Annotated in this window: 16 protein-coding genes; 8 read left to right on the top strand and 8 right to left on the bottom strand. The window is 66.5% G+C overall.

What is annotated here, in order from left to right; all coding sequences use genetic code 11:
* Positions 1 to 331: 331 nt before the first annotated feature.
* On the bottom strand, positions 332 to 1,348 hold the full coding sequence (locus DIE13_RS29530; protein WP_124830562.1) for a 1-aminocyclopropane-1-carboxylate deaminase: 1,017 nt from the start codon (positions 1,346 to 1,348) through the stop codon (positions 332 to 334).
* Positions 1,349 to 1,539: 191 nt separating this feature from the next.
* Between DIE13_RS29530 and DIE13_RS29525 the strand changes: the two genes are divergently transcribed.
* Positions 1,540 to 2,040 carry an Lrp/AsnC family transcriptional regulator gene (locus DIE13_RS29525; RefSeq protein ID WP_124830561.1) on the top strand — a complete coding sequence of 167 codons (501 nt, stop codon included), beginning with the start codon at positions 1,540 to 1,542 and terminating at the stop codon, positions 2,038 to 2,040.
* Positions 2,041 to 2,385: 345 nt separating this feature from the next.
* Here the strand turns inward: DIE13_RS29525 and mdeB are convergent, their stop codons facing one another.
* Entirely contained in the window at positions 2,386 to 5,130 is a 2,745-nt protein-coding gene (gene mdeB / locus DIE13_RS29520) for an alpha-ketoglutarate dehydrogenase (protein WP_124830560.1), read from the bottom strand.
* Between the two features lie 164 nt (positions 5,131 to 5,294).
* On the opposite strand from mdeB, the gene DIE13_RS29515 reads away from it, so the two are divergent.
* Positions 5,295 to 5,822, top strand: a complete 528-nt coding sequence (locus DIE13_RS29515) for an Lrp/AsnC family transcriptional regulator (RefSeq protein ID WP_098554607.1) — start codon at positions 5,295 to 5,297, stop codon at positions 5,820 to 5,822.
* Positions 5,823 to 6,062: 240 nt separating this feature from the next.
* The gene (poxB, locus tag DIE13_RS29510) at positions 6,063 to 7,784 is read left to right on the top strand and encodes a ubiquinone-dependent pyruvate dehydrogenase (protein ID WP_124830559.1); all 1,722 of its coding nucleotides are present in this window, start codon (positions 6,063 to 6,065) and stop codon (positions 7,782 to 7,784) included.
* 20 nt (positions 7,785 to 7,804) lie between these two features.
* Here poxB and DIE13_RS29505 read toward each other — a convergent pair whose 3' ends face one another.
* Positions 7,805 to 8,722, bottom strand: coding sequence for a LysR family transcriptional regulator (locus DIE13_RS29505; RefSeq protein ID WP_124830558.1), 918 nt, complete (start codon positions 8,720 to 8,722; stop codon positions 7,805 to 7,807).
* Positions 8,723 to 8,841: 119 nt separating this feature from the next.
* Between DIE13_RS29505 and DIE13_RS29500 the strand changes: the two genes are divergently transcribed.
* Positions 8,842 to 9,825, top strand: a complete 984-nt coding sequence (locus DIE13_RS29500) for an aldo/keto reductase (protein WP_124830557.1) — start codon at positions 8,842 to 8,844, stop codon at positions 9,823 to 9,825.
* Positions 9,826 to 10,047: 222 nt separating this feature from the next.
* Positions 10,048 to 10,638 (top strand): class I SAM-dependent methyltransferase, encoded by a 591-nt coding sequence (locus DIE13_RS29495; RefSeq protein ID WP_124830556.1) that lies wholly within the window; start codon positions 10,048 to 10,050, stop codon positions 10,636 to 10,638.
* A gap of 217 nt (positions 10,639 to 10,855) precedes the next feature.
* Here the strand turns inward: DIE13_RS29495 and DIE13_RS29490 are convergent, their stop codons facing one another.
* From DIE13_RS29490 to DIE13_RS29470, 5 genes are all read right to left on the bottom strand, one after another.
* Positions 10,856 to 11,068 (bottom strand): hypothetical protein, encoded by a 213-nt coding sequence (locus tag DIE13_RS29490; RefSeq protein ID WP_124830555.1) that lies wholly within the window; start codon positions 11,066 to 11,068, stop codon positions 10,856 to 10,858.
* Entirely contained in the window at positions 11,065 to 12,063 is a 999-nt protein-coding gene (locus tag DIE13_RS29485) for an RDD family protein (RefSeq protein ID WP_185731223.1), read from the bottom strand. The genes DIE13_RS29490 and DIE13_RS29485 overlap by 4 nt, the downstream gene beginning before the upstream one ends.
* A gap of 165 nt (positions 12,064 to 12,228) precedes the next feature.
* Entirely contained in the window at positions 12,229 to 13,368 is a 1,140-nt protein-coding gene (locus tag DIE13_RS29480) for an acyltransferase (RefSeq protein WP_124830553.1), read from the bottom strand.
* A complete protein-coding gene (locus tag DIE13_RS29475; RefSeq protein WP_124830552.1) occupies positions 13,365 to 13,547 on the bottom strand; it encodes a hypothetical protein in 183 nt (60 codons plus the stop codon). The genes DIE13_RS29480 and DIE13_RS29475 overlap by 4 nt, the downstream gene beginning before the upstream one ends.
* Positions 13,548 to 13,776: 229 nt before the next feature.
* On the bottom strand, positions 13,777 to 14,928 hold the full coding sequence (locus tag DIE13_RS29470) for a porin (RefSeq protein WP_124830551.1): 1,152 nt from the start codon (positions 14,926 to 14,928) through the stop codon (positions 13,777 to 13,779).
* A 437-nt stretch (positions 14,929 to 15,365) separates the two neighbouring features.
* Between DIE13_RS29470 and DIE13_RS29465 the strand changes: the two genes are divergently transcribed.
* From DIE13_RS29465 to DIE13_RS29455, 3 genes are read left to right on the top strand one after another with little or no spacing between them, the layout of a single operon-like run.
* Positions 15,366 to 16,403: an ABC transporter substrate-binding protein gene (locus DIE13_RS29465; protein WP_124830550.1), complete on the top strand. Its 1,038-nt coding sequence runs from the start codon at positions 15,366 to 15,368 to the stop codon at positions 16,401 to 16,403.
* A gap of 49 nt (positions 16,404 to 16,452) precedes the next feature.
* The gene (locus tag DIE13_RS29460) at positions 16,453 to 17,418 is read left to right on the top strand and encodes an ABC transporter permease (protein ID WP_124830549.1); all 966 of its coding nucleotides are present in this window, start codon (positions 16,453 to 16,455) and stop codon (positions 17,416 to 17,418) included.
* 14 nt (positions 17,419 to 17,432) lie between these two features.
* Positions 17,433 to 18,254 carry a glycine betaine/L-proline ABC transporter ATP-binding protein gene (locus DIE13_RS29455; protein ID WP_124830548.1) on the top strand — a complete coding sequence of 274 codons (822 nt, stop codon included), beginning with the start codon at positions 17,433 to 17,435 and terminating at the stop codon, positions 18,252 to 18,254.
* The last annotated feature ends 46 nt before the right edge of the window (positions 18,255 to 18,300 follow it).

The following is an 18,300-nucleotide window of genomic DNA, read 5'->3' as shown; positions in this document are numbered from 1 at the left end:
GACCGGGTCAATTTTCGGTAAGTGGGGTACCGATTTAAATAGAACGTCTACTAAATAGGGCGGACAGATGTTCGTACACGTACGAATGATTTCGAATCGATCCGCATCGTTGAATTTTTTTTACGAGAAAGTTCGAATCGCTGCGAGCATGCACCGAGTTTGGCGCGAGCGCTCGAACGTAGTGGGAAGGGGCGCTGGAAGGGATGGGAAGCGGCGGCGCGGGATGCGCCGAATCGCAAAATGACCGCGGCCCGATGCGGACAATCACCGCCCGGGCCGGTTCCATCTCATGGCGCGCACCGACGCGCGCCGGACCGACATCGACCGGACATCAGCCGTTGCGGAAGATCTCCGCATACGCGCTCAACGCGGGCACCCCGCCGAGATGCGCATAGAGCACTTTCGATCCCGGCTCGAATTCGCCGCGGCGCACCTTGTCGATCATTCCGTGCATCGATTTCCCTTCGTAGACTGGGTCGGTCAGCATGCCTTCCAGCCGTGCGCACAGACGAATCGCGTCCAGCGTGCCGTCGTTCGGTAGCCCGTATTCGGGTCCGGCATAGCGCGTGTCGAGTACCACATCCTTTTCGTCGATATCGCGACCGAGGCTCACCAGTTCGGCCGTATGCCGTGCGATGCGCGTGATCTGTTCGTGCGTGCGCTCGGGGGTTGCCGACGCGTCGATGCCGATCACGCGATCCGCGCGCCCGTCGGCAGCGAAGCCGACGACCATCCCTGCTTGCGTGCTGCCCGTGACCGAGCAGACCACGACGTAATCGAACCTGAACCCGAGTTGCGCTTCCTGCTCGCGTACTTCTTCCGCGAAGCCGACGAACCCGAGGCCGCCGAGCGGATGTTCGGAACACCCGGCCGGAACCGGATACGGCTTGCCGCCGGCCTGCCGCACGCTCTCCATCGCTTCTTCCCAGCTGCGGCGAATGCCGATGTCGAAGCCGTCCGACACGAGCCGTACGTCGGCGCCCATCATCCGCGACAACTGGATATTGCCGACGCGGTCGTACACCGGATCTTCGTAGTTGACCCAGTGCTCCTGCACGAGCACGCACTTCATCCCGAGATGGGCGGCGACGGCCGCGACCTGGCGGGTCTGGTTCGACTGCACGCCGCCGATCGACACGAGCGTGTCGGCGCCTTGCGCGAGCGCGTCGGGGACGAGGTATTCGAGCTTGCGCGTCTTGTTGCCGCCGAACGCGAGGCCGCTGTTGCAGTCCTCGCGCTTCGCATACAGCTCGACCTTGCCGCCGAGATGCGCGCTCAGGCGCTTGAGCGGCTGGATCGGCGTCGGGCCGAACGTGAGCGGATAACGGGGAAAACGGTGCAGATTCATCGACAAGCTCCGAAGGGCGGTGGGCGGGAAACCGGATCGGTGGGGCGCGGTGCGCGGCCCGTGTCCCGATGGAAAAATGATAGGCAGGACCGCGAGAAATGAGCTTGCGAAATAAATCGTGAAGACCTACGTTATCGATGAGATATGAATGATTGAAATAATTTTGATTCGTGAAATCAACAGGAGACGCAATGAAATTAGATCGCGGTAACGCAGTGCCGGTCGACGCCGCGCCGGCGCTCGATCGCATCGACCGTGCGATCCTGCGGCAGTTGCAGCAGGACGCGTCGATCTCGAACGTGAGTCTCGCCGCGAAGGTGAAGCTGAGCGCGCCGGCGTGCCTGAGGCGCGTCGAGCGATTGAAGGAAATAGGGTTGATCCGCGGCATCGTCGCGCTGCTCGATCCGAAGCCGCTCGGTGCGGGGATGCTGGTCGTGATCGGCTTCGTGCTCGATCGTTCGACGCCGGAGGCGTTCGCCGAATTCGAGAAGGCCGCGCAGAAAGTGTCGGGGTGCGTCGAATGCCACGTGGTGACCGGCGAGTTCGACTACTTCATGCTGGTGCGCACGCGCGACAACGAGAGCTTCAACCGGCTGCACGCCGATCAACTGCTGTACCTGCCCGGGGTGCGGCAGGTGCGTTCGTTCATGGTGCTCAAGGAGATTCTGTCGACGCATGCGCTGCCGTTGTAGCGCATGGTGATGGAGCAGAGCGTGTTAGACGTGGTGGGCGGCGCGGCCCGTGATGACTCGTGTAGTTTTATTTACCACATGCGAAGGCGGTATTGCGCCAACCTTCCGCATGTGCCGCGCGGGCGGCGCTCGCAACAGGATCCGGGCGCTTTGTCGACGACTCATCGCACAGGATTCGCGCAACGGCTTCGCGCGATCGGCAAGCGGGGCGCGTCGGTGTGATCCGGCGCGAGTCTCAACGCGTTCGAATGCGGCAGTACAGGCATGGCCCCGCGCGTCGCCGTGTTCGAATCGTCCCATCCCGTATACGCAAAAGACAGGATGCAAGCAGCGCCTGGCGCGCCGTCAACGTTGCCACGGCGCCGCCCCCGGCTGCTGCTGCGCCGTCTTGCCGAGCCGCTCGCGCGCTGTGCGCAGGATGGCCGCATCGAGTTCGCCGTCATCCGCGAGCGCCTTCAGCGCGGTGAGCACGATGCTCGCGCGATCCACTTCGAAGAACGCGCGCAGTGCATCGCGCGTGTCGCTGCGGCCGAACCCGTCGGTGCCGAGCGTCACGTAGCGGCGCGGCACGTACGCGCGGATCAGTTCGGGCACCGCGCGAACATAGTCGGTCGCGGCGATCACCGGGCCTTGCGTTGCTTCAAGCAGCCGTGTGACGTACGACGCCTCCGCCGTCGCACCGAGCCGTGACAGCCGCTCGGCTTCCATCCCGTCGCGCTGCAGTTCGCTGAAGCTCGTGACGCTCCACACGTCTGCATCGATGCCCCAGTCGTCCTTCAGCATCCGCTGCGCGGCAAGCACTTCGCCGAGGATCGCGCCCGCGCCGAGCAACTGCACGTGTGCGGTCGCGCTCGACGTGGACGGCAGCCGGTGCATGCCCTTCAGGATACCGGCGCGTCGTGCGGCCGGATCGTCGTCGGGCATCGACGGCTGCGCGTAGTTCTCGTTCATGACGGTCACGTAATAGAACACGTCGTGCTGCTGCTCGACCATCTCGCGCATGCCGGCATCGACGATGGTCGCGACTTCGTAGGCAAACGCCGGATCGTACGCGCGGCAGTTCGGAATCGTCGATGCGGCGAGATGGCTGCTGCCGTCCTGATGCTGCAGGCCCTCGCCGCCGAGCGTCGTGCGGCCCGACGTCGCGCCGACGAGAAAGCCGCGCGAGCGCTGGTCGGCGGCGGCCCAGATCAGGTCGCCGATGCGCTGGAAGCCGAACATCGAGTAGTAGATGTAGAACGGCAGCATCGGCAGGTCGTGCACGCTGTACGCGGTCGCGGCGGCGATCCACGACGACACCGCGCCCGCTTCCGAAATCCCTTCCTCGAGAATCTGCCCGCGCGTGTCCTCGCGGTAGTAGAGCATCGAGCCGAGATCCTCGGGTTCGTAGCGCTGTCCGACCGGCGAGTAGATGCCGACCTGCCGGAACAGGTTCGCCATCCCGAACGTGCGCGCTTCGTCTGCGACGATCGGCACGACGCGCGGGCCGAGCTCGGGATCCTTCAGTAGCGCACCGAGCATGCGCACCAGCGCCATCGTCGTCGACATCTCGCGGCCCGCCGCGTCCAGCGCGAACGCACCCCAGGCAGGCGTCGGCGGGACGGTCAGCCCCTTCGACGCCGCCATCCGCCTTCTGGGCAGATAGCCGCCCAGGGCAGCCCGGCGAGCATGCAGGTAACGCATCTCCGGACTGTCTTCGGCTGGTTTGTAGAACGTTAGCTGCTCGACGTCGAGATCCGACAGCGGCAACCGGAAGCGGTCGCGGAACGCCTTCAGGTCGTCGACGTCGAGCTTCTTCTGCTGATGGGTCGTCATCCGCCCCTGACCGGCCGCGCCCATCCCGTAACCCTTCATCGTTTTCGCGAGGATCACGGTCGGCTGGCCGCGATGCGCGAGCGCGCGTGCATACGCGGCGTGCAGCTTGCGTGCGTCGTGGCCGCCGCGGCGCAGGCGGTCGATCTGAGCGTCGGTGAGCTGCGCGGCGAGCGCTTCGAGCGCCGGGTCGCGGCTGAAGAAGCGCGCGCGGTTGTATGCGCCGTCGTTCGCGGAGAAAGTCTGGAACTGGCCGTCGACGGTGCCGGCGAACGCGCGCGCGAGCGCGCCGGCGTGGTCGTGCGCGAACAGCGGATCCCAGTCGGAGCCCCACAGCACCTTGATCGTGTTCCAGCCGGCGCCGGCGAACAGCGCCTCGAGCTCGTCGATCACGCGGCCGTTGCCGCGCACGGGGCCGTCGAGCCGCTGCAGGTTGCAGTTGATCACGAACACGAGATTGTCGAGCCCTTCGCGCGCGGCGAGCGACAGCGCGCCGAGCGACTCGGGTTCGTCCATTTCGCCGTCGCCGAAAAAGCCCCACACGGTGCGACCGCCGGTGTTCGCGAGCCCGCGATGCTGCAGGTAGCGCATGAAGCGCGCCTGATAGATCGCGTTGATCGGGCCGATGCCCATCGAGCCGGTCGGGAACTGCCAGAAGTCGGGCATCAGCCACGGATGCGGATACGAACACAGCCCGGGGCCGGCGATTTCGCGGCGGTAGTGCGTGAGATGCGCTTCGTCGAGAAAGCCTTCGAGAAACGCACGCGCATAGACGCCCGGCGACGAATGCGGCTGGAAGTACACGAGGTCGCCGCCCGAGCCGCCTGCATCGTGGCTGTCGGCCGTTGCCGCGCGGAAGAAATGGTTGAAGCCGGTTTCGAACAGGTCGGACGCGGATGCATAGCTCGCAATGTGGCCGCCCAGTTCGCCATACGCGCGGTTCGCGCGCACGACCATCGCGAGCGCGTTCCAGCGCAGCGCGGCGGACAGCCGCTCTTCGAGCTCGACGTCGCCCGGATAGGGCGGCTGTTCGTGCGCGGCGATCGTGTTCACGTACGGCGTGACGGGGCCGCGCGGCGCCGCGAGCCCGCGGCCGCGCGCATGCGCGGCGAGCCGGTCGAGCAGGTATTGCGCGCGTTCCTTGCCCACGTGCGCGACGACGGCGTCGAGCGACTCCAGCCATTCGGCGGTTTCTTCCGGGTCGGCGTCGGCGTGGGCGTGGGCGTGGGCGAGGCCCGCGCGCCGCGTGGCATCGATACCGTTGGACAGGTCCGTCATCGCAGGTCTCCCGCACACCGCTTCGGGGCGGCGCGCAATCAGTGGCAATCGGTCGAATCATGTTACCCGCCGATCTGCAAAATATGCGTCTGATTTCATTGGTATTTTGTGCGTGGATAGTGTAAATATTCCGGTTGTGGCCACTCTTGCGGAATATTTCGACCATGAGCAGCAACCCCAGGCGGCTCGACCGCATCGACATCGGCATCCTGAACCAGCTTCAGCAGAACGCGCGGATCACGAACGCGGAACTCGCGCGCGCGGTGAACCTGTCGGCCACGCCGTGCTTCAACCGCGTGCGCGCGCTGGAGAAGCTCGGGCTGTTCCGCCAGCAGGTCACGCTGCTGGATCCCGAGCCACTCGGGCTGCGGATCAACGTGTTCATCCAGGTCAGCCTCGAGAAACAGGTCGAGGACGCGCTGCAGCGGTTCGAGGAAGCGATCTCGCAGCGTCCCGAGGTGATGGAGTGCTACCTGATGTCGGGCGACGCCGACTACCTGCTGCGCGTCGTGATGCCCGACATGCGCACGCTCGAGCGCTTCATCATCGAGCGGCTGACGACGATTCCCGGCGTGTCGAACATCCGGTCGAGCTTCGCGCTGAAACAGGTGCGCTACAAGACCGCGCTGCCGCTGCCGGCGGCGGGGCTCACGCTGGTCGACCCGGACGAGTCGGCGTCCGACTGGAGCTGAACGGCGGGCGGGTTTCAGATTTCGGACCAAGCGCCGACGAAACGGCGACGATTGCCCGACAGTGCCGAAAGGAGCGTAAGGGGCAAACGGTCGCGCGGCGGGGCGCGACCGCATGGCGGCACATGATGTCTGCGTCGTCGCGACACCGCGCGGCGCGATCGCGTATGCTCGTCCCGTCAGCGGCGGCGGCGGCCGTTGCCGGATCAGTCGCGTGACGACGCATCGACGAGCGAGGGCATCATGGCACGACAGACGATGGCGGAATACCTGGCGAAGACGCTGGCGGCAGCGGGCATCGAACGGATCTGGGGCGTGACGGGCGACAGCCTGAACGGCCTGTCGTTCAGCCTGAGCCAGCTCGGCACGATCCGCTGGATGCATACGCGGCATGAGGAAAGCGCTGCGTTCGCGGCCGGCGCGGATGCCGCATCGACCGGGCGGCTCGCCGTATGCGCGGGCAGCTGCGGCCCCGGCAACCTGCACCTGATCAACGGGCTGTACGACTGTCACCGCAATCACCAGCCGGTGCTCGCGATCGCCGCGCACATCCCGTCGACCGAGATCGGCCTCGGCTATTTCCAGGAAACCCATCCGCAGGCGCTGTTCCGCGAATGCAGCCATTTCGCGGAACTCGTGACCAACGCGTCGCAATTTCCGCGCGTGCTCGCGCGCGCGATGCGCACCGCGATCGAGGCGCGTGGCGTCGCGGTGATCGTGCTGCCGGGCGACATTGCGCTCGGCGACGGCCCGGAAGAAACGCCGGCGTGGAGCGAATCGGCGCCGCCGTCGATCCTGCCGGCGGATGCCGACCTCGACCGGCTCGCGGCGCTGCTCAACGGTTCCGATGCGGTCACGCTGCTGTGCGGCAGCGGCACGCAGGGCGCGCACGACGAAGTGGTCGCGCTGGCCGACACGCTCGGCGCGCCGGTCGTGCATGCGCTGCGCGGCAAGCAGTTCGTCGAATGGGACAACCCGTTCGACGTCGGGATGACCGGGCTGATCGGCTTCAGCTCGGGCTATCACGCGATGGAGTCGTGCGATACGCTGCTGATGCTCGGCACGGACTTCCCGTACCGGCCGTTCTATCCAGCCAATGCGAAGGTCGCGCAGATCGACTGGAAGGGGTCGCAGCTCGGCCATCGCGCGCCGCTCGCGCTCGGGCTCGTCGGCACCGTGAAGGAAACGATCGCGGCGCTGCTGCCGCGCCTCACGCGCAAGACGCAGCGGCGCTTCCTGGAGAACGCGCTGAAGCACTATGCCGCCGCCCGCAAGGGGCTCGACGATCTCGCGGTGGCCGCGCCGCCCGGCCGCGCAATTCATCCGCAGTACCTGACGAAGATCGTCGACGAAGTCGCGGCGGAGGATGCGATCTTCACGGCGGACGTCGGCACGCCGACGCTATGGGCCGCGCGCTACCTGACGATGAACGGCAAGCGCCAGTTGCACGGCTCGTTCAATCACGGCTCGATGGCGAACGCGATGCCGCAGGCGCTCGGTGCGCAAGGCGCGCACCCGGGGCGCCAGGTCGTGTCGCTGTCGGGCGACGGCGGCCTGTCGATGCTGCTCGGCGATCTGCTGAGCGCACGCCAGCTCAACCTGCCGATCAAGATCGTCGTCTACAACAACAGCCTGCTCGGCTTCGTGTCGATGGAGCTGAAGGCGGCCGGCTATCTCGACACGAACGTCGACCTGAGCCCGACCGATTTCGCGGCAATCGCGAAGGGCGCGGGGATTTTCAGCGTGCGCGTCGAGCATTCGGAGAACGTCGAACAGGCATTGCGTACCGCGTTCGCGCATGACGGGCCGGCGGTCGTCGACGTCGTCACGTCGAAGTACGAACTCGCGATGCCGCCGAAGATCGAGATCGCGCACGCGAAGGGCTTCAGCCTGTTCATGCTGCGCGCGATCCTGAGCGGGCGCGGCGACGAGATCGTCGAGCTGGCGAAGACCAATCTGCGGTGAGATAGCAGGGCGGCGGCGCGTCAGTCGTGCAACGCGTCGCCTGCGCCGGCCGCCCATTCGCGCACGGCTTCCACGAACAGCCGTAGCGCGGTCGGCGGATGCCGGTTCGCCGGATAGTACAGACACAGGCTGTCGAATGCCTGCGCCCATTCGGGCAGCACGCGCACCAGCCGGCCGGCGGCCAGATGTTCGGCGACCCGCGATTGCGTGACCCATGCAATCCCGATGCCGGCGAGCGCCGCTTCGACCATCAGGCTCAGGTTGCCGAGCGTCATCGGCCCGTCGACGTCGACGCTGACGCGCTTGCCGTCGCGCGTCAGGTCCCATCGATAGAGCGCGCCGCTTTCGAACCGGAACCGGATGCATCGATGGTGCGTCAGGTCCTGCGGGGTGGCCGGCGCCGCGTGCCGGGCCAGGTAGTCGGGTGACGCTACGGCGACGAAGCGGACCGCGTCGCCGTAGCGCACCGCGATCATGTCGCGCGGCACATCCTCGCGTACGCGGATGCCCGCGTCGAAACCGTGTTCGACGATGTCGATCAGCCGCGAGTCGACGACGAACTCGACGTGAATGTCCGGGTAGCGCGCGACGAAACCGGGCAGCACATGGCGGATCAGCGGCCGCGCCGCGGATTCCGACGCGCTGATCCGGATCTGGCCTGACGGCCGGTTGCGGGCGGTCGCGGCGTCGTTCATCGCGTCTTCGAGATCGGCGACGGCAGGCCGTACGCGCAGCAGCAATTGCTCGCCGGCTTCGGTCAGCGCGACCGAGCGGGTCGTGCGATTGAACAGGCGCACGCCGAGCCGCGCTTCGAGATGGCGGATCGCATGACTGAGCGCCGACGGCGACACGCCGAGGATGCGGGCGGCGCCGCTGAAGCTGCGCTGTTCCGCGATCGTGATGAAGGTGGTCAGTTCGCCGAGGCCAGTGCGCAACATTGATGAAATTTCCTCAGTAACGCATGAAATGGTACGCCGATTGTTGAGTGAAATACATCGACCTACACTGGTTTCCACAGCATCCGTCGATCGTCATTCACTTTCAGCAGGAGAGATTCATGCAAACACGCAAGCTCGGGAAGAGCGGCCTCGAAGTCTCGGCAATCGGGCTCGGCTGCATGGGATTGAGCTACGGCTACGGCCCGGCGACCGACAAGGCGAGCGGCATCGCACTGATTCGCGCGGCGTTCGAGCGCGGCGTGACGTTCTTCGATACGGCCGAAGCGTATGGCCCGTTCGTCAACGAGGAACTGGTCGGCGAGGCGGTTGCACCGTTTCGCGACCAGGTCGTGATTGCGACCAAGTTCGGTTTCGAGAACGGCGAGGCGATGAAGGGCGTCGATAGCCGTCCGTCGCATATCCGCGAAGTGGCCGATGCGGCGCTCAAGCGATTGAAGGTCGATCGCATCGACCTGTTCTACCAGCATCGCGTCGATCCGAACGTGCCGATCGAGGACGTCGCGGGCACGGTCAAGGATCTGATCGGCGAGGGCAAGGTCGCTCACTTCGGGCTGTCGGAGGCCGGCGAGAAGACGATTCGCCGCGCACATGCGGTGCAGCCGGTGGCGGCGCTGCAAAGCGAGTACTCGCTGTGGTGGCGCGAGCCCGAAGAGCGGATCCTGCCGACGCTCGAGGAACTCGGCATCGGCTTCGTGCCGTTCAGCCCGCTCGGCAAGGGCTTCCTGACGGGGGCGATCGATGCGAACACCACGTTCGACGCGACCGACTTCCGCAACGTCGTGCCGCGCTTCTCGGAGGAAAACCGCAAGGCCAATGCGGGCCTCGTCGACCTGCTCGGCCGGATCGCCGCCGACAAGGGCGTGACGCGTGCGCAGATCGCGCTCGCGTGGCTGCTGACCCGCAAGCCGTGGATCGTGCCGATTCCGGGCACGACGAAGCTGCATCGGCTCGACGAGAACGTGGGTGCGGCCGCGGTTGTGCTGACGACCGACGAGTTGTCGGCGATCGAGGTGACGCTGCGGCAGATCACGATCGTCGGCGAGCGCTACCCCGCGCATTTTCAGCAGCGCGTCGATCGCTGAGTCGGCGGCGGTGCGGCCCGCAGCGGGCGGCGGGCCGGATCGGCCGGCAATCTTCACGTCATCTTAAGTTCGCGTTTCCTAGAATCGTTTCATCGTCGCGCTTCCTGCGGCGGAACGATTCGTCGGGAGGATGCGCATGAAGAAGACCCGTATGGCCGTTGCATGGCGCGGCGAAGTCGTCGGCACGTCGACGCAGGACGCGCGACAGGGCACGGAGGTTCGATGACCTGGCCGAACGCGTTGCGTGTCTCGGCGCTGTTCGTGCGCGAGTGGGTTGGCCGTCCTGCCTCGGTGGGCGCGTTATGTCCCAGTTCGCGGCATCTTGCGCGCGAGATGGCCGATGCCGTGCCGGACGGCGACGGGCTCGTCGTCGAACTCGGCGGCGGAACCGGCGCGGTGACGGCCGCGTTGCTCGAACGCGGCATCGCGCCGAGGCGGCTGGTCGTGGTCGAGCGGTCGCCCGCGTTCGTGCGGCACCTGCGCACGCGCTTTCCGGGCATCACGATCGTGTCGGGCGATGCGCGGCAGCTCGAGCGGCTGCTGCCGCCGGCCGCGCGGGTCGACGCGATCGTATCGTGCCTGCCGTTGCGCACGCTGCCGCGTGACGCCGTGACGGCGATCGTCGAGCAGTGCCGGCGCGTGCTGTCGGACGACGGTGCGATGATCCAGTTCACCTACGACTTGCGACCGCCCGATCGCCACCCGCTGGGCAATTCGGGCTTGGCCGCCGCCGACAGCCGCATCGTGTGGGCCAACATTCCGCCCGCGCGAATCGTAACCATGCGCCGGGCCGAGGTCGGGCAGACAGCGTGATGGCGATACAGCGAACCGCTTCCTTTTCTTTCATTTAACCTGCGGACGCTTGCGGCTGACGGTCATGCCGCGGCGTCCGGCATGCGCGCCGATGCCGCTCTCAATGCGGCAGACAACGCAGCCGCACGAGTTTGCCGTCACCGTGCAGGAGCGACGGCGGACCCGCGGACCGGATGGCATGCAATGCCGGCCGCGGGTACGGCAGCACCGACGCTGCTCAACTGACGAAAAAGGCGTGGTAGATCCCGATGGCCGCATCGCCGACGAGCAGGAGCCCGATGACGATAAACGCGGCGCGACCGATGCCGCGCACGCGCATCGCGCCGACATACAGGCAGAGCAATCCGAAAAAAAGCGTCAGTGGCCAGTAGATGGCGCCATAGATCACCGGGAAGATCCAGAACGGCAGGTCGATGCTGATGTCGCTCATTGGGCGGGCTCCTCAGCGGCGCCGGGCGTCGCGGCCCATTCGGCAGGTGACCGGCTCATGAAAAACTGCTTTCGCCACGTCGCGATACCGAGGCTGACCGCGCGCACGCTCACCACGGTGACCCGATCCTGCGTCTTCAGCCATGGCGATGCGGCAAGCGCCGCATGCGCGACGGCGGTGGTGCCGGTCTTGTTCAGCAGCGTTGGCGTGCTCGCGCTCACGGTGATGGTGGTGAGGGTGGTCGACGTGTCGCCCGCCGGTGTAGCCGCGCGCATGTTGCCGATCCAGACACCGCTCTGGAGCACGCCCGGAACGGCGGAGACAGCGCGCTGGATCCGCTGGACGTCAGCGAGGTGATCGGTCGCGGCGAACCGCGTGGCGGCAACACGGCCGCCGACGATCAGCAGCACGCCAACGACAGCCAGAATCGCCCAGTGTTTCCGGCCAACCGGCGCGGCATGCTCGACGTCGCCCCCGACATGCAAGACCCGGGTGGCGGTCAGCAGGTCCTGGACGGACTGGCGGCTCGGCCGGTTGAACGCGAGCAGATAAAGCAGCGCCACGCCCCAGAAGAACACGATCACGCCGTTCGCGGTGGTCAGCCACGCCATGCCCGGGTCCTGAAGCGCGGGCAGGTCGATGAAGCCGATGCCGCCGAGAATCAGCGGAACGGCGATCAACGCGTACCGCGCCCACGCGCGCAGGTATCCCGGGCCGGCATGGCCGGGGCCGGCGTTGTCGGCAACGCGGATCTTCATCACCCGCTTGCCGAGCGACTGATGCCGACGCCCGCCTTCGAGCAGGGCGAAGTAAATGGAGCCGATCGCGAAGCCGATCAGCCTTCCCCATTCGCCGATCGCCGACAGGACATCGAAAAACACGATCGCGAGCGCGAGCCCGATCAGTCCGATGACGATCGAGTCGATCGCAAAGGCGGCGGTTCTCCGCCAGAAGCCGGCGGTGCCTGGCGGTTTGAAGTCTTCGTTGCGCTCCATGGCAGTGGCCCCCGAATGCATCGTGTTGGTCGAATCGTTGATGTTTGATTGTCGCTGGCGGGATGACACAGGCCGATCCCGGTGCGATAGCGACCGGCAAATCATAGCGATCGACCTGACGCGTCATTGCAAACGATTGTGAGTCGTGACGCGGTCATCCCGGAATCAGAACCGCGCGCCGTCGGGCACACGCGCCGACGGGCGCATCCCCGCGCGCTTGACGACGCGTTCCAGCGGTGTCGCAATCCCGCGCGCGATCGCCGCGCTCAAGGCAGCCGACAGCAGCAGATACGCGATCAGCAACAGCAGCTTGTGATCGCCATGAGTGGCCGATGGCGGCCAGAACGTGCGCAATGCACCGAGCACGATCAGGTGGAACAGATACAGCTCGTAGCTGAGCCGGCCGCTCCAGCGCAGCGGCGCCAGTGCGCGGCCCGGCGTGTTCGTGCCGTTGGCGTGCGCGCCGATCAGCAGCACCGCGGTGCCGAGCGCCATCGCGGACACGCCGACGACATGGCTTTCCGAGATCGGCCATGCGAGATAGAGCACGCTCATCGCAAGCGCCGCCAGCCATTGCACGGGCGCTGCGGCGAGCACCTGCCAGCGGGCGCGCGCTGCAAGCAGCGCGGTGCAGCAGCCGATCGCGATGCCGTCGAAGCACGCGAAATACGCATAGAGAAATCCGCCTTCGTCGCCCGCATGCGTGAAGCGGTACACAGGACCGATCGCGATGACCACCGTCCAGAACGCGAACAGCCGCGCTTCGCGGCGCAGTGCGAGGCACAGCAGCGGAAACGACAGGTAAAACACTTCCTCCACCGACAGCGACCACAGCACGCCGAGTGCGTAGTTCACCCATCCGGCCGCGCCGATCAACACGTTCATCCAGAACGTGAGCGACGCGAGATTCACGAGCCAGAACGACACGGCGACACCTTGCGGCGCGTGATTTTCGAAGATGGGCACGCCGGCCGCGGCCAGCCCGTTGACGAGCGCGAGCAGCAGGAGCAGGCACGGGACGATACGCGCGATGCGCGACACGTAGAACGCGCGCACGTCGAGCGCGGCGAGGCTGCCCCAGCGGCGGCGCGCATTCGACGTGATCAGGTAGCCGGAAATCACGAAGAACATCGTCACGCCGTAGTTGCCGTTGCGGACCACCGCATGCAGGGCCTCCCAGCCGACCAGGCGCGCGACGGATGTGTCGCGCAGCGAATACGGGATGTTGAAGTGATGCAGCAGCACGAGCAGGATCGACACGCCGCGCAGCATGTCGATCCGCGCGTTGCGCGGCCCGGTACTCATTGCGGGCGGCCTGGTTGGGCGAACGCGGGCGGCGCCGGGAGAAGTGCGTCGCGCGAGCGCAGGCCGGCGTTCGGTTGCAAGTCGAGCAGCGTGATGCGCGAGTGATTCAAGCTCAAGCGAAACTCCATCGGATCGGGGTGGGGGCGGGCCGCCCGGAAGCGGCCGATCGTATGCGCCATGAAAGCAACGTCCGGCAGCGTGAACGCCGAAGGTCGAGATGGCCCACAGTGTATCGGCGGAGCATGGGCGGTTGTCCTGTCATCGTTGACGGGGGCGTGCACGGCCCGGCGGCCCAATCACCTGAGCGCGCCCCGAAACAAAAAGCCCGCCGGCAGGCATGCGCCTGCGAGCGGGCAAAGACACCGCGGCAGACCGCGCGGGGTGTCGCGTGAAGACGGCGAAACCGCGTCAGAACTTGTGACGCAGCGCGAGACGCACGGCCACCTGATTCGATGTCGACGACGGCGCGTCGGTGCCGGGGATGAAGGCCTGGTCGAGGATCGAATCCGTCTTGTCGCCGGCGATGTGCTGGTACGCGGCCTGCACGTACACGTCGGTACGCTTCGACAGGTTGTAGTCGGCCATCAGCCCGACCGAGTGGATCTTCGGCTTCGCGTCGCCGGTCGACGCGTCGTATTTCTCGAGCGACAGCACGTACTGCGCGCCGATCATGAACGCCGGCGTGATCTGGTATGCGCCGTTTACTTCGAAGTTCTGGTACTTGATTGCGCTGACCGTCGCCCCCGGCGCGATGATCGCGCCCGGCGTGCCGAGATAGCCGTTGCCGGTCGGGTTCTTGTAGTTCGAGTTCGTGTACGCGAAGCCGACCGTCGCGGGCCCGAACGTGTAGTTGATGCCCGCGCCGAACACGCGCATGCGCTCGGCGATGTAGCTCGCGTCATTCGACGTGATCGCGCCGGCGGAGCCGTCTCCCGGGTGGTTCGCCTGCAGGTACGCGGCGGCAATCAGCAGCCCGTTGTTCTGGTATTGCGCGCCGAAGCTGTACGCGCGGTTGTCCGAGAAACCCGTGCTGTTGCTGAAGCTGTATGCGCCGCCGAACTGGAAGCCCGCGAAGTTCGGGCTCGCATACTTCACGGTGTTGTCGAGCCGGAACGAGTTGTCGGTGTTGTCGTTGTCGAACGGGTGCGCGAGCAGGTAGCCGCCCCAGTTGCCGTTGGCGGTGGTCGGCGCGAGATAGTCGACGACGGAGTCGTACTGGCGACCGAAGGTCAGCGTGCCGTACTGCGTCTGGCTCAGGCCGACGTACGCCTGGCGGCCGAACATGCGCCCGCCCTGGCCGAGCCGGCCGCTGTTCACGTCGAAACCGTTTTCGAGCTGGAAGACCGCTTTCAGGCCGCCGCCGAGATCCTCGTTGCCCTTCAGGCCCCAGCGGCTGCCCTGCGCGTAGCCGCTCGCCATTTCGTAGACGTGGCCGGTGCCGACGTTGTTCGTGTAGTCCAGGCCTTCGTCGATCACGCCGTACAGCGTGACGCTGCTCTGCGCGAATGCGGGCGACGCGAAGGCGGCGGTCACGGCGAGCGCGGTCAGTGTCTTGTTCATTCAGATCTCCGGGTGTCCAGCTTGTATCGGTTGTCGTGAGCGCGCCCGGTGCGGCGCGTCCCGTCATCCTGGGCGAAGCGGCGCGGCGCCGGCCCGCGGGTGCGGTGGCGTGGCGGCGGGCGGCGTCCGGTCCGGTCTCCTCCGATGACACCGCGCATTGTTCCCAAGCCGAAACGGAATCGAAAGCGAGTAATTTCGATGGATGGAATCGGGTTCGCCGATGGGGCGCGCGACGGGCCGCCTCGGCCGCCGGAGCCCGGATCGGGAAAGATTGGCGAACCCGATCGAAATGATCGGAATTACTCGTTTCCCTAAACAAATTGGCGGTTGAAACATGCAGGCTGACCGGACGTGGACGCGGGACATGCACACGTTTTTCGGCCGCCGCGCGCATGCCGCGATGCACAAACAACAGATCAGATTGGAGACGACCCATCATGCAGATTCGACGACTGAAGACAGCCCTTCTCGCCGCCGCGGCGATCCTGTCGGCGCCCGCGGCTCATGCGGCCGCCGGCGCGTGCGCGGACGGCAAGACGGTCCATTTCGCCGGCGTCACGTGGGAAAGCGGGTCGTTCTCGACCGAAGTGCTGCGGCAGATCATGGAGAAGGGCTACGGCTGCAAGACCGATGTCGTGCCCGGCAGTACGGCCGCGACGGAAACGGCGCTCGCGCGCAACGATCTGCAGGTGTGGTCCGAGCAGTGGACGGGCCGCAGCGAAATTGTCGCGAAGGCGGTTGCGGCCGGCACCGTCAAGCTCGTCGGCGATACGTTGCCGGGCGGCACGAAGGAGGGCTGGTACGTGCCCGAGTACGTGGTGAAGGGCGACCCGGCCCGCAACCTCAAGCCGGTGGCGGCGGGCCTCGCATCGGTGGAGGATCTGCCGAAGTTCAGGCAGGTATTCGCGGATGAAGAGGAGCCCGACAAGGGCCGCTTCCTGAACTGCCCGACCGGCTGGGATTGCGAGCGCGTCAATACGCGTCTGCTGCGCGTGCTGAAGCTCGATGCGTCGTATACGAATTTCCATCCGGGCACGGGCGCGGCGCTCGATGCGGCGATCGCATCCGCGTACCAGCGCGGCGCGCCGATCCTGTTCTACTACTGGGGGCCGGCCGCGCTGATGGCGAAATACCGGTTCGTCGCGCTGAAGATGCCCGCGTACAACGAAGCGTGCTGGAAGACGCTGCGCGAAGAGCACGCGACGAACCCGTGCGCGTCGGCGTACATGGTGTCGCACCTGAAGATCGGTGTGTCGAAGCCGTTTTACGACGCGAATCCCGCGCTCGTGGCCGTGTTCGAGAAGGTCGGCTTCCCGATGGATTTCCTGAACCAGACGATCCTCGACATGACGACGAAGAAGATCGACGGCGCGGCCATGGCGACGCAGTTCCTGAAAACGCGTCCGGACATGTGGAAGCAGTGGGTGCCGGCCGATGTCGCGCAGAAGATCGCGGCCGGCCTGAAGGGCGCGTAACGCGGGCGGCGGCATCATGCGCGCCGTCGCGGCGCGCCGGAGAACGAACATGAACGGCTTCTTCCTGCACCTGTCGATCGCCGACTGGGTGAACGGCGCGGTCGAAACCTTCGTCGCGCGATACGGCGACAGCTTTCACCACGTCAGCGCGCTGCTGCTGCGCTATCTGCTGGTGCCGCTCGAGGGCGTGCTGCGCGTGGCGCCGCCGTGGCTCGTGCTGCTCGTGGTCGGCGCGATCGCATGGAATGCGACGCGCCGTGCGGGCCTCGGCGCGTTGTTCATGCTGCTGCTCTACGCGATCGGCTGCTTCGGCCTGTGGGACAAGCTGATGCAGACGCTCGCGCTGATGCTCGTCGCGACGGTGCTGTCGGTCGCGATCGGCGTGCCGCTCGGCATTCTCGCGTCGCGCAGCGCGTGGCTGCGCCGGCTGTTGCTGCCGGTGCTCGACGTGATGCAGACGCTGCCGAGCTTCGTCTACCTGATTCCGGTGCTGATGCTGTTCGGGCTCGGCAAGGTGCCGGCGATCCTCGCGACCATCATCTATGCGCTGCCGCCGCTGATCCGGCTGACCGACCTCGGCATCCGCCAGGTCGATCCGGACGTGACCGAGGCCGCGCGCGCGTTCGGCACGACGCGCTGGCAGTTGCTCGTCAACGTGCAGTTGCCGCTCGCGCGGCCGAGCATCATGGCCGGTATCAATCAGACGACGATGATGGCGCTGTCGATGGTCGTGATCGCGTCGATGATCGGCTCGCGCGGGCTCGGCGAGGACGTGCTCGCGGGTATCCAGACGCTCGACGTCGGCAAGGGCACGCAGGCCGGCATCGCGATCGTGATCCTGGCGATCGTCATCGACCGCATCAGCCAGGGCTTCGGCCAGGAGCGGCGCGCGCGGCGGCGGCTTGCGCAGCAGCGCCGGCAGAAGGGCGCGTCGCGCGTGCCGTACCGTCTGCCGCGCAAGGCGGCGCCGTCCGGCACCGATTCGAACCCGCCGGCGCAATCGTCGCGCGCATAGCCACGGAGGCACACATGGCAACCATCGACGTCAGGCACGTATACAAGCTGTTCGGGCCGGAGGCCGCGCATCCGCGCGTGCTCGACCTGTTGCGGGCGGGCAAGCGCAAGGCCGACGTGCTGTCGGAAACGGGCTGCAACGTCGGCCTCAACGACGTGAGCCTCGGCATCGCGTCGGGCGAGATCTTCGTGATCATGGGGCTGTCGGGCTCGGGGAAATCCACGCTCGTGCGTCACTTCAACCGGCTGATCGAACCGACGGCCGGCGAGATCGTGATCGACGGCAACGACGTGATCAGGCTCGATGCGAACGGATTGCGGGAATTGCGCCGCTACAAGGTCAGCATGGTGTTCCAGAATTTCGGGCTGCTGCCGCACCAGACCGTGCTCGACAATGCCGCGTACGCGCTGCGCACGCGCGGCGAGAACCGGCCCGACGCGCTCGATGCCGCGCGCAACTGGCTGACGAAGGTGGGGCTCGACGGGTATGGCGAGCATTACCCGGACGAGCTGTCGGGCGGGATGCGGCAGCGTGTCGGGCTCGCGCGGGCGCTGGCGGCCGACACTGACGTGCTGCTGATGGACGAGGCGTTTTCCGCGCTCGATCCGCTGATTCGCACCGAGATGCAGGATCAATTGCTCGAGTTGCAGGCGACGCTTTCGAAAACGATCGTGTTCATCACGCATGATCTCGACGAGGCGTTGCGCATCGGCGACCGGATCGCGATCCTGCGCGATGGCACGCTCGTGCAGGTCGGCACGCCGGACGATATCCTGTCGCGGCCGGCCGACGAGTATGTACGGCGGTTCGTGGAGAAGCGGACCGGCGTGAACTGACCGGTCGGGTCGGCTCGTGCATGAAACGCGGCGCATCGCGACGAGC

This window comes from Burkholderia sp. Bp9016, assembly GCF_003857765.1.
In the GTDB taxonomy this organism is placed as follows: Bacteria; Pseudomonadota; Gammaproteobacteria; order Burkholderiales; family Burkholderiaceae; genus Burkholderia.
The sequence above is the reverse complement of the archived record's forward strand: the minus strand, read 5'-3'. Positions and strand labels throughout refer to the sequence as shown.

Coding starts and splice junctions, on each gene's coding strand:
- DIE13_RS29530 (WP_124830562.1), bottom strand. CDS start 1,348: ATGAATCTGCACCGTTTTCCCCGTTATCCGCTCACGTTCGGCCCGACG.
- DIE13_RS29525 (WP_124830561.1), top strand. CDS start 1,540: ATGAAATTAGATCGCGGTAACGCAGTGCCGGTCGACGCCGCGCCGGCG.
- mdeB (WP_124830560.1), bottom strand. CDS start 5,130: ATGACGGACCTGTCCAACGGTATCGATGCCACGCGGCGCGCGGGCCTC.
- DIE13_RS29515 (WP_098554607.1), top strand. CDS start 5,295: ATGAGCAGCAACCCCAGGCGGCTCGACCGCATCGACATCGGCATCCTG.
- poxB (WP_124830559.1), top strand. CDS start 6,063: ATGGCACGACAGACGATGGCGGAATACCTGGCGAAGACGCTGGCGGCA.
- DIE13_RS29505 (WP_124830558.1), bottom strand. CDS start 8,722: ATGTTGCGCACTGGCCTCGGCGAACTGACCACCTTCATCACGATCGCG.
- DIE13_RS29500 (WP_124830557.1), top strand. CDS start 8,842: ATGCAAACACGCAAGCTCGGGAAGAGCGGCCTCGAAGTCTCGGCAATC.
- DIE13_RS29495 (WP_124830556.1), top strand. CDS start 10,048: ATGACCTGGCCGAACGCGTTGCGTGTCTCGGCGCTGTTCGTGCGCGAG.
- DIE13_RS29490 (WP_124830555.1), bottom strand. CDS start 11,068: ATGAGCGACATCAGCATCGACCTGCCGTTCTGGATCTTCCCGGTGATC.
- DIE13_RS29485 (WP_185731223.1), bottom strand. CDS start 12,063: ATGGAGCGCAACGAAGACTTCAAACCGCCAGGCACCGCCGGCTTCTGG.
- DIE13_RS29480 (WP_124830553.1), bottom strand. CDS start 13,368: ATGAGTACCGGGCCGCGCAACGCGCGGATCGACATGCTGCGCGGCGTG.
- DIE13_RS29475 (WP_124830552.1), bottom strand. CDS start 13,547: ATGGCGCATACGATCGGCCGCTTCCGGGCGGCCCGCCCCCACCCCGAT.
- DIE13_RS29470 (WP_124830551.1), bottom strand. CDS start 14,928: ATGAACAAGACACTGACCGCGCTCGCCGTGACCGCCGCCTTCGCGTCG.
- DIE13_RS29465 (WP_124830550.1), top strand. CDS start 15,366: ATGCAGATTCGACGACTGAAGACAGCCCTTCTCGCCGCCGCGGCGATC.
- DIE13_RS29460 (WP_124830549.1), top strand. CDS start 16,453: ATGAACGGCTTCTTCCTGCACCTGTCGATCGCCGACTGGGTGAACGGC.
- DIE13_RS29455 (WP_124830548.1), top strand. CDS start 17,433: ATGGCAACCATCGACGTCAGGCACGTATACAAGCTGTTCGGGCCGGAG.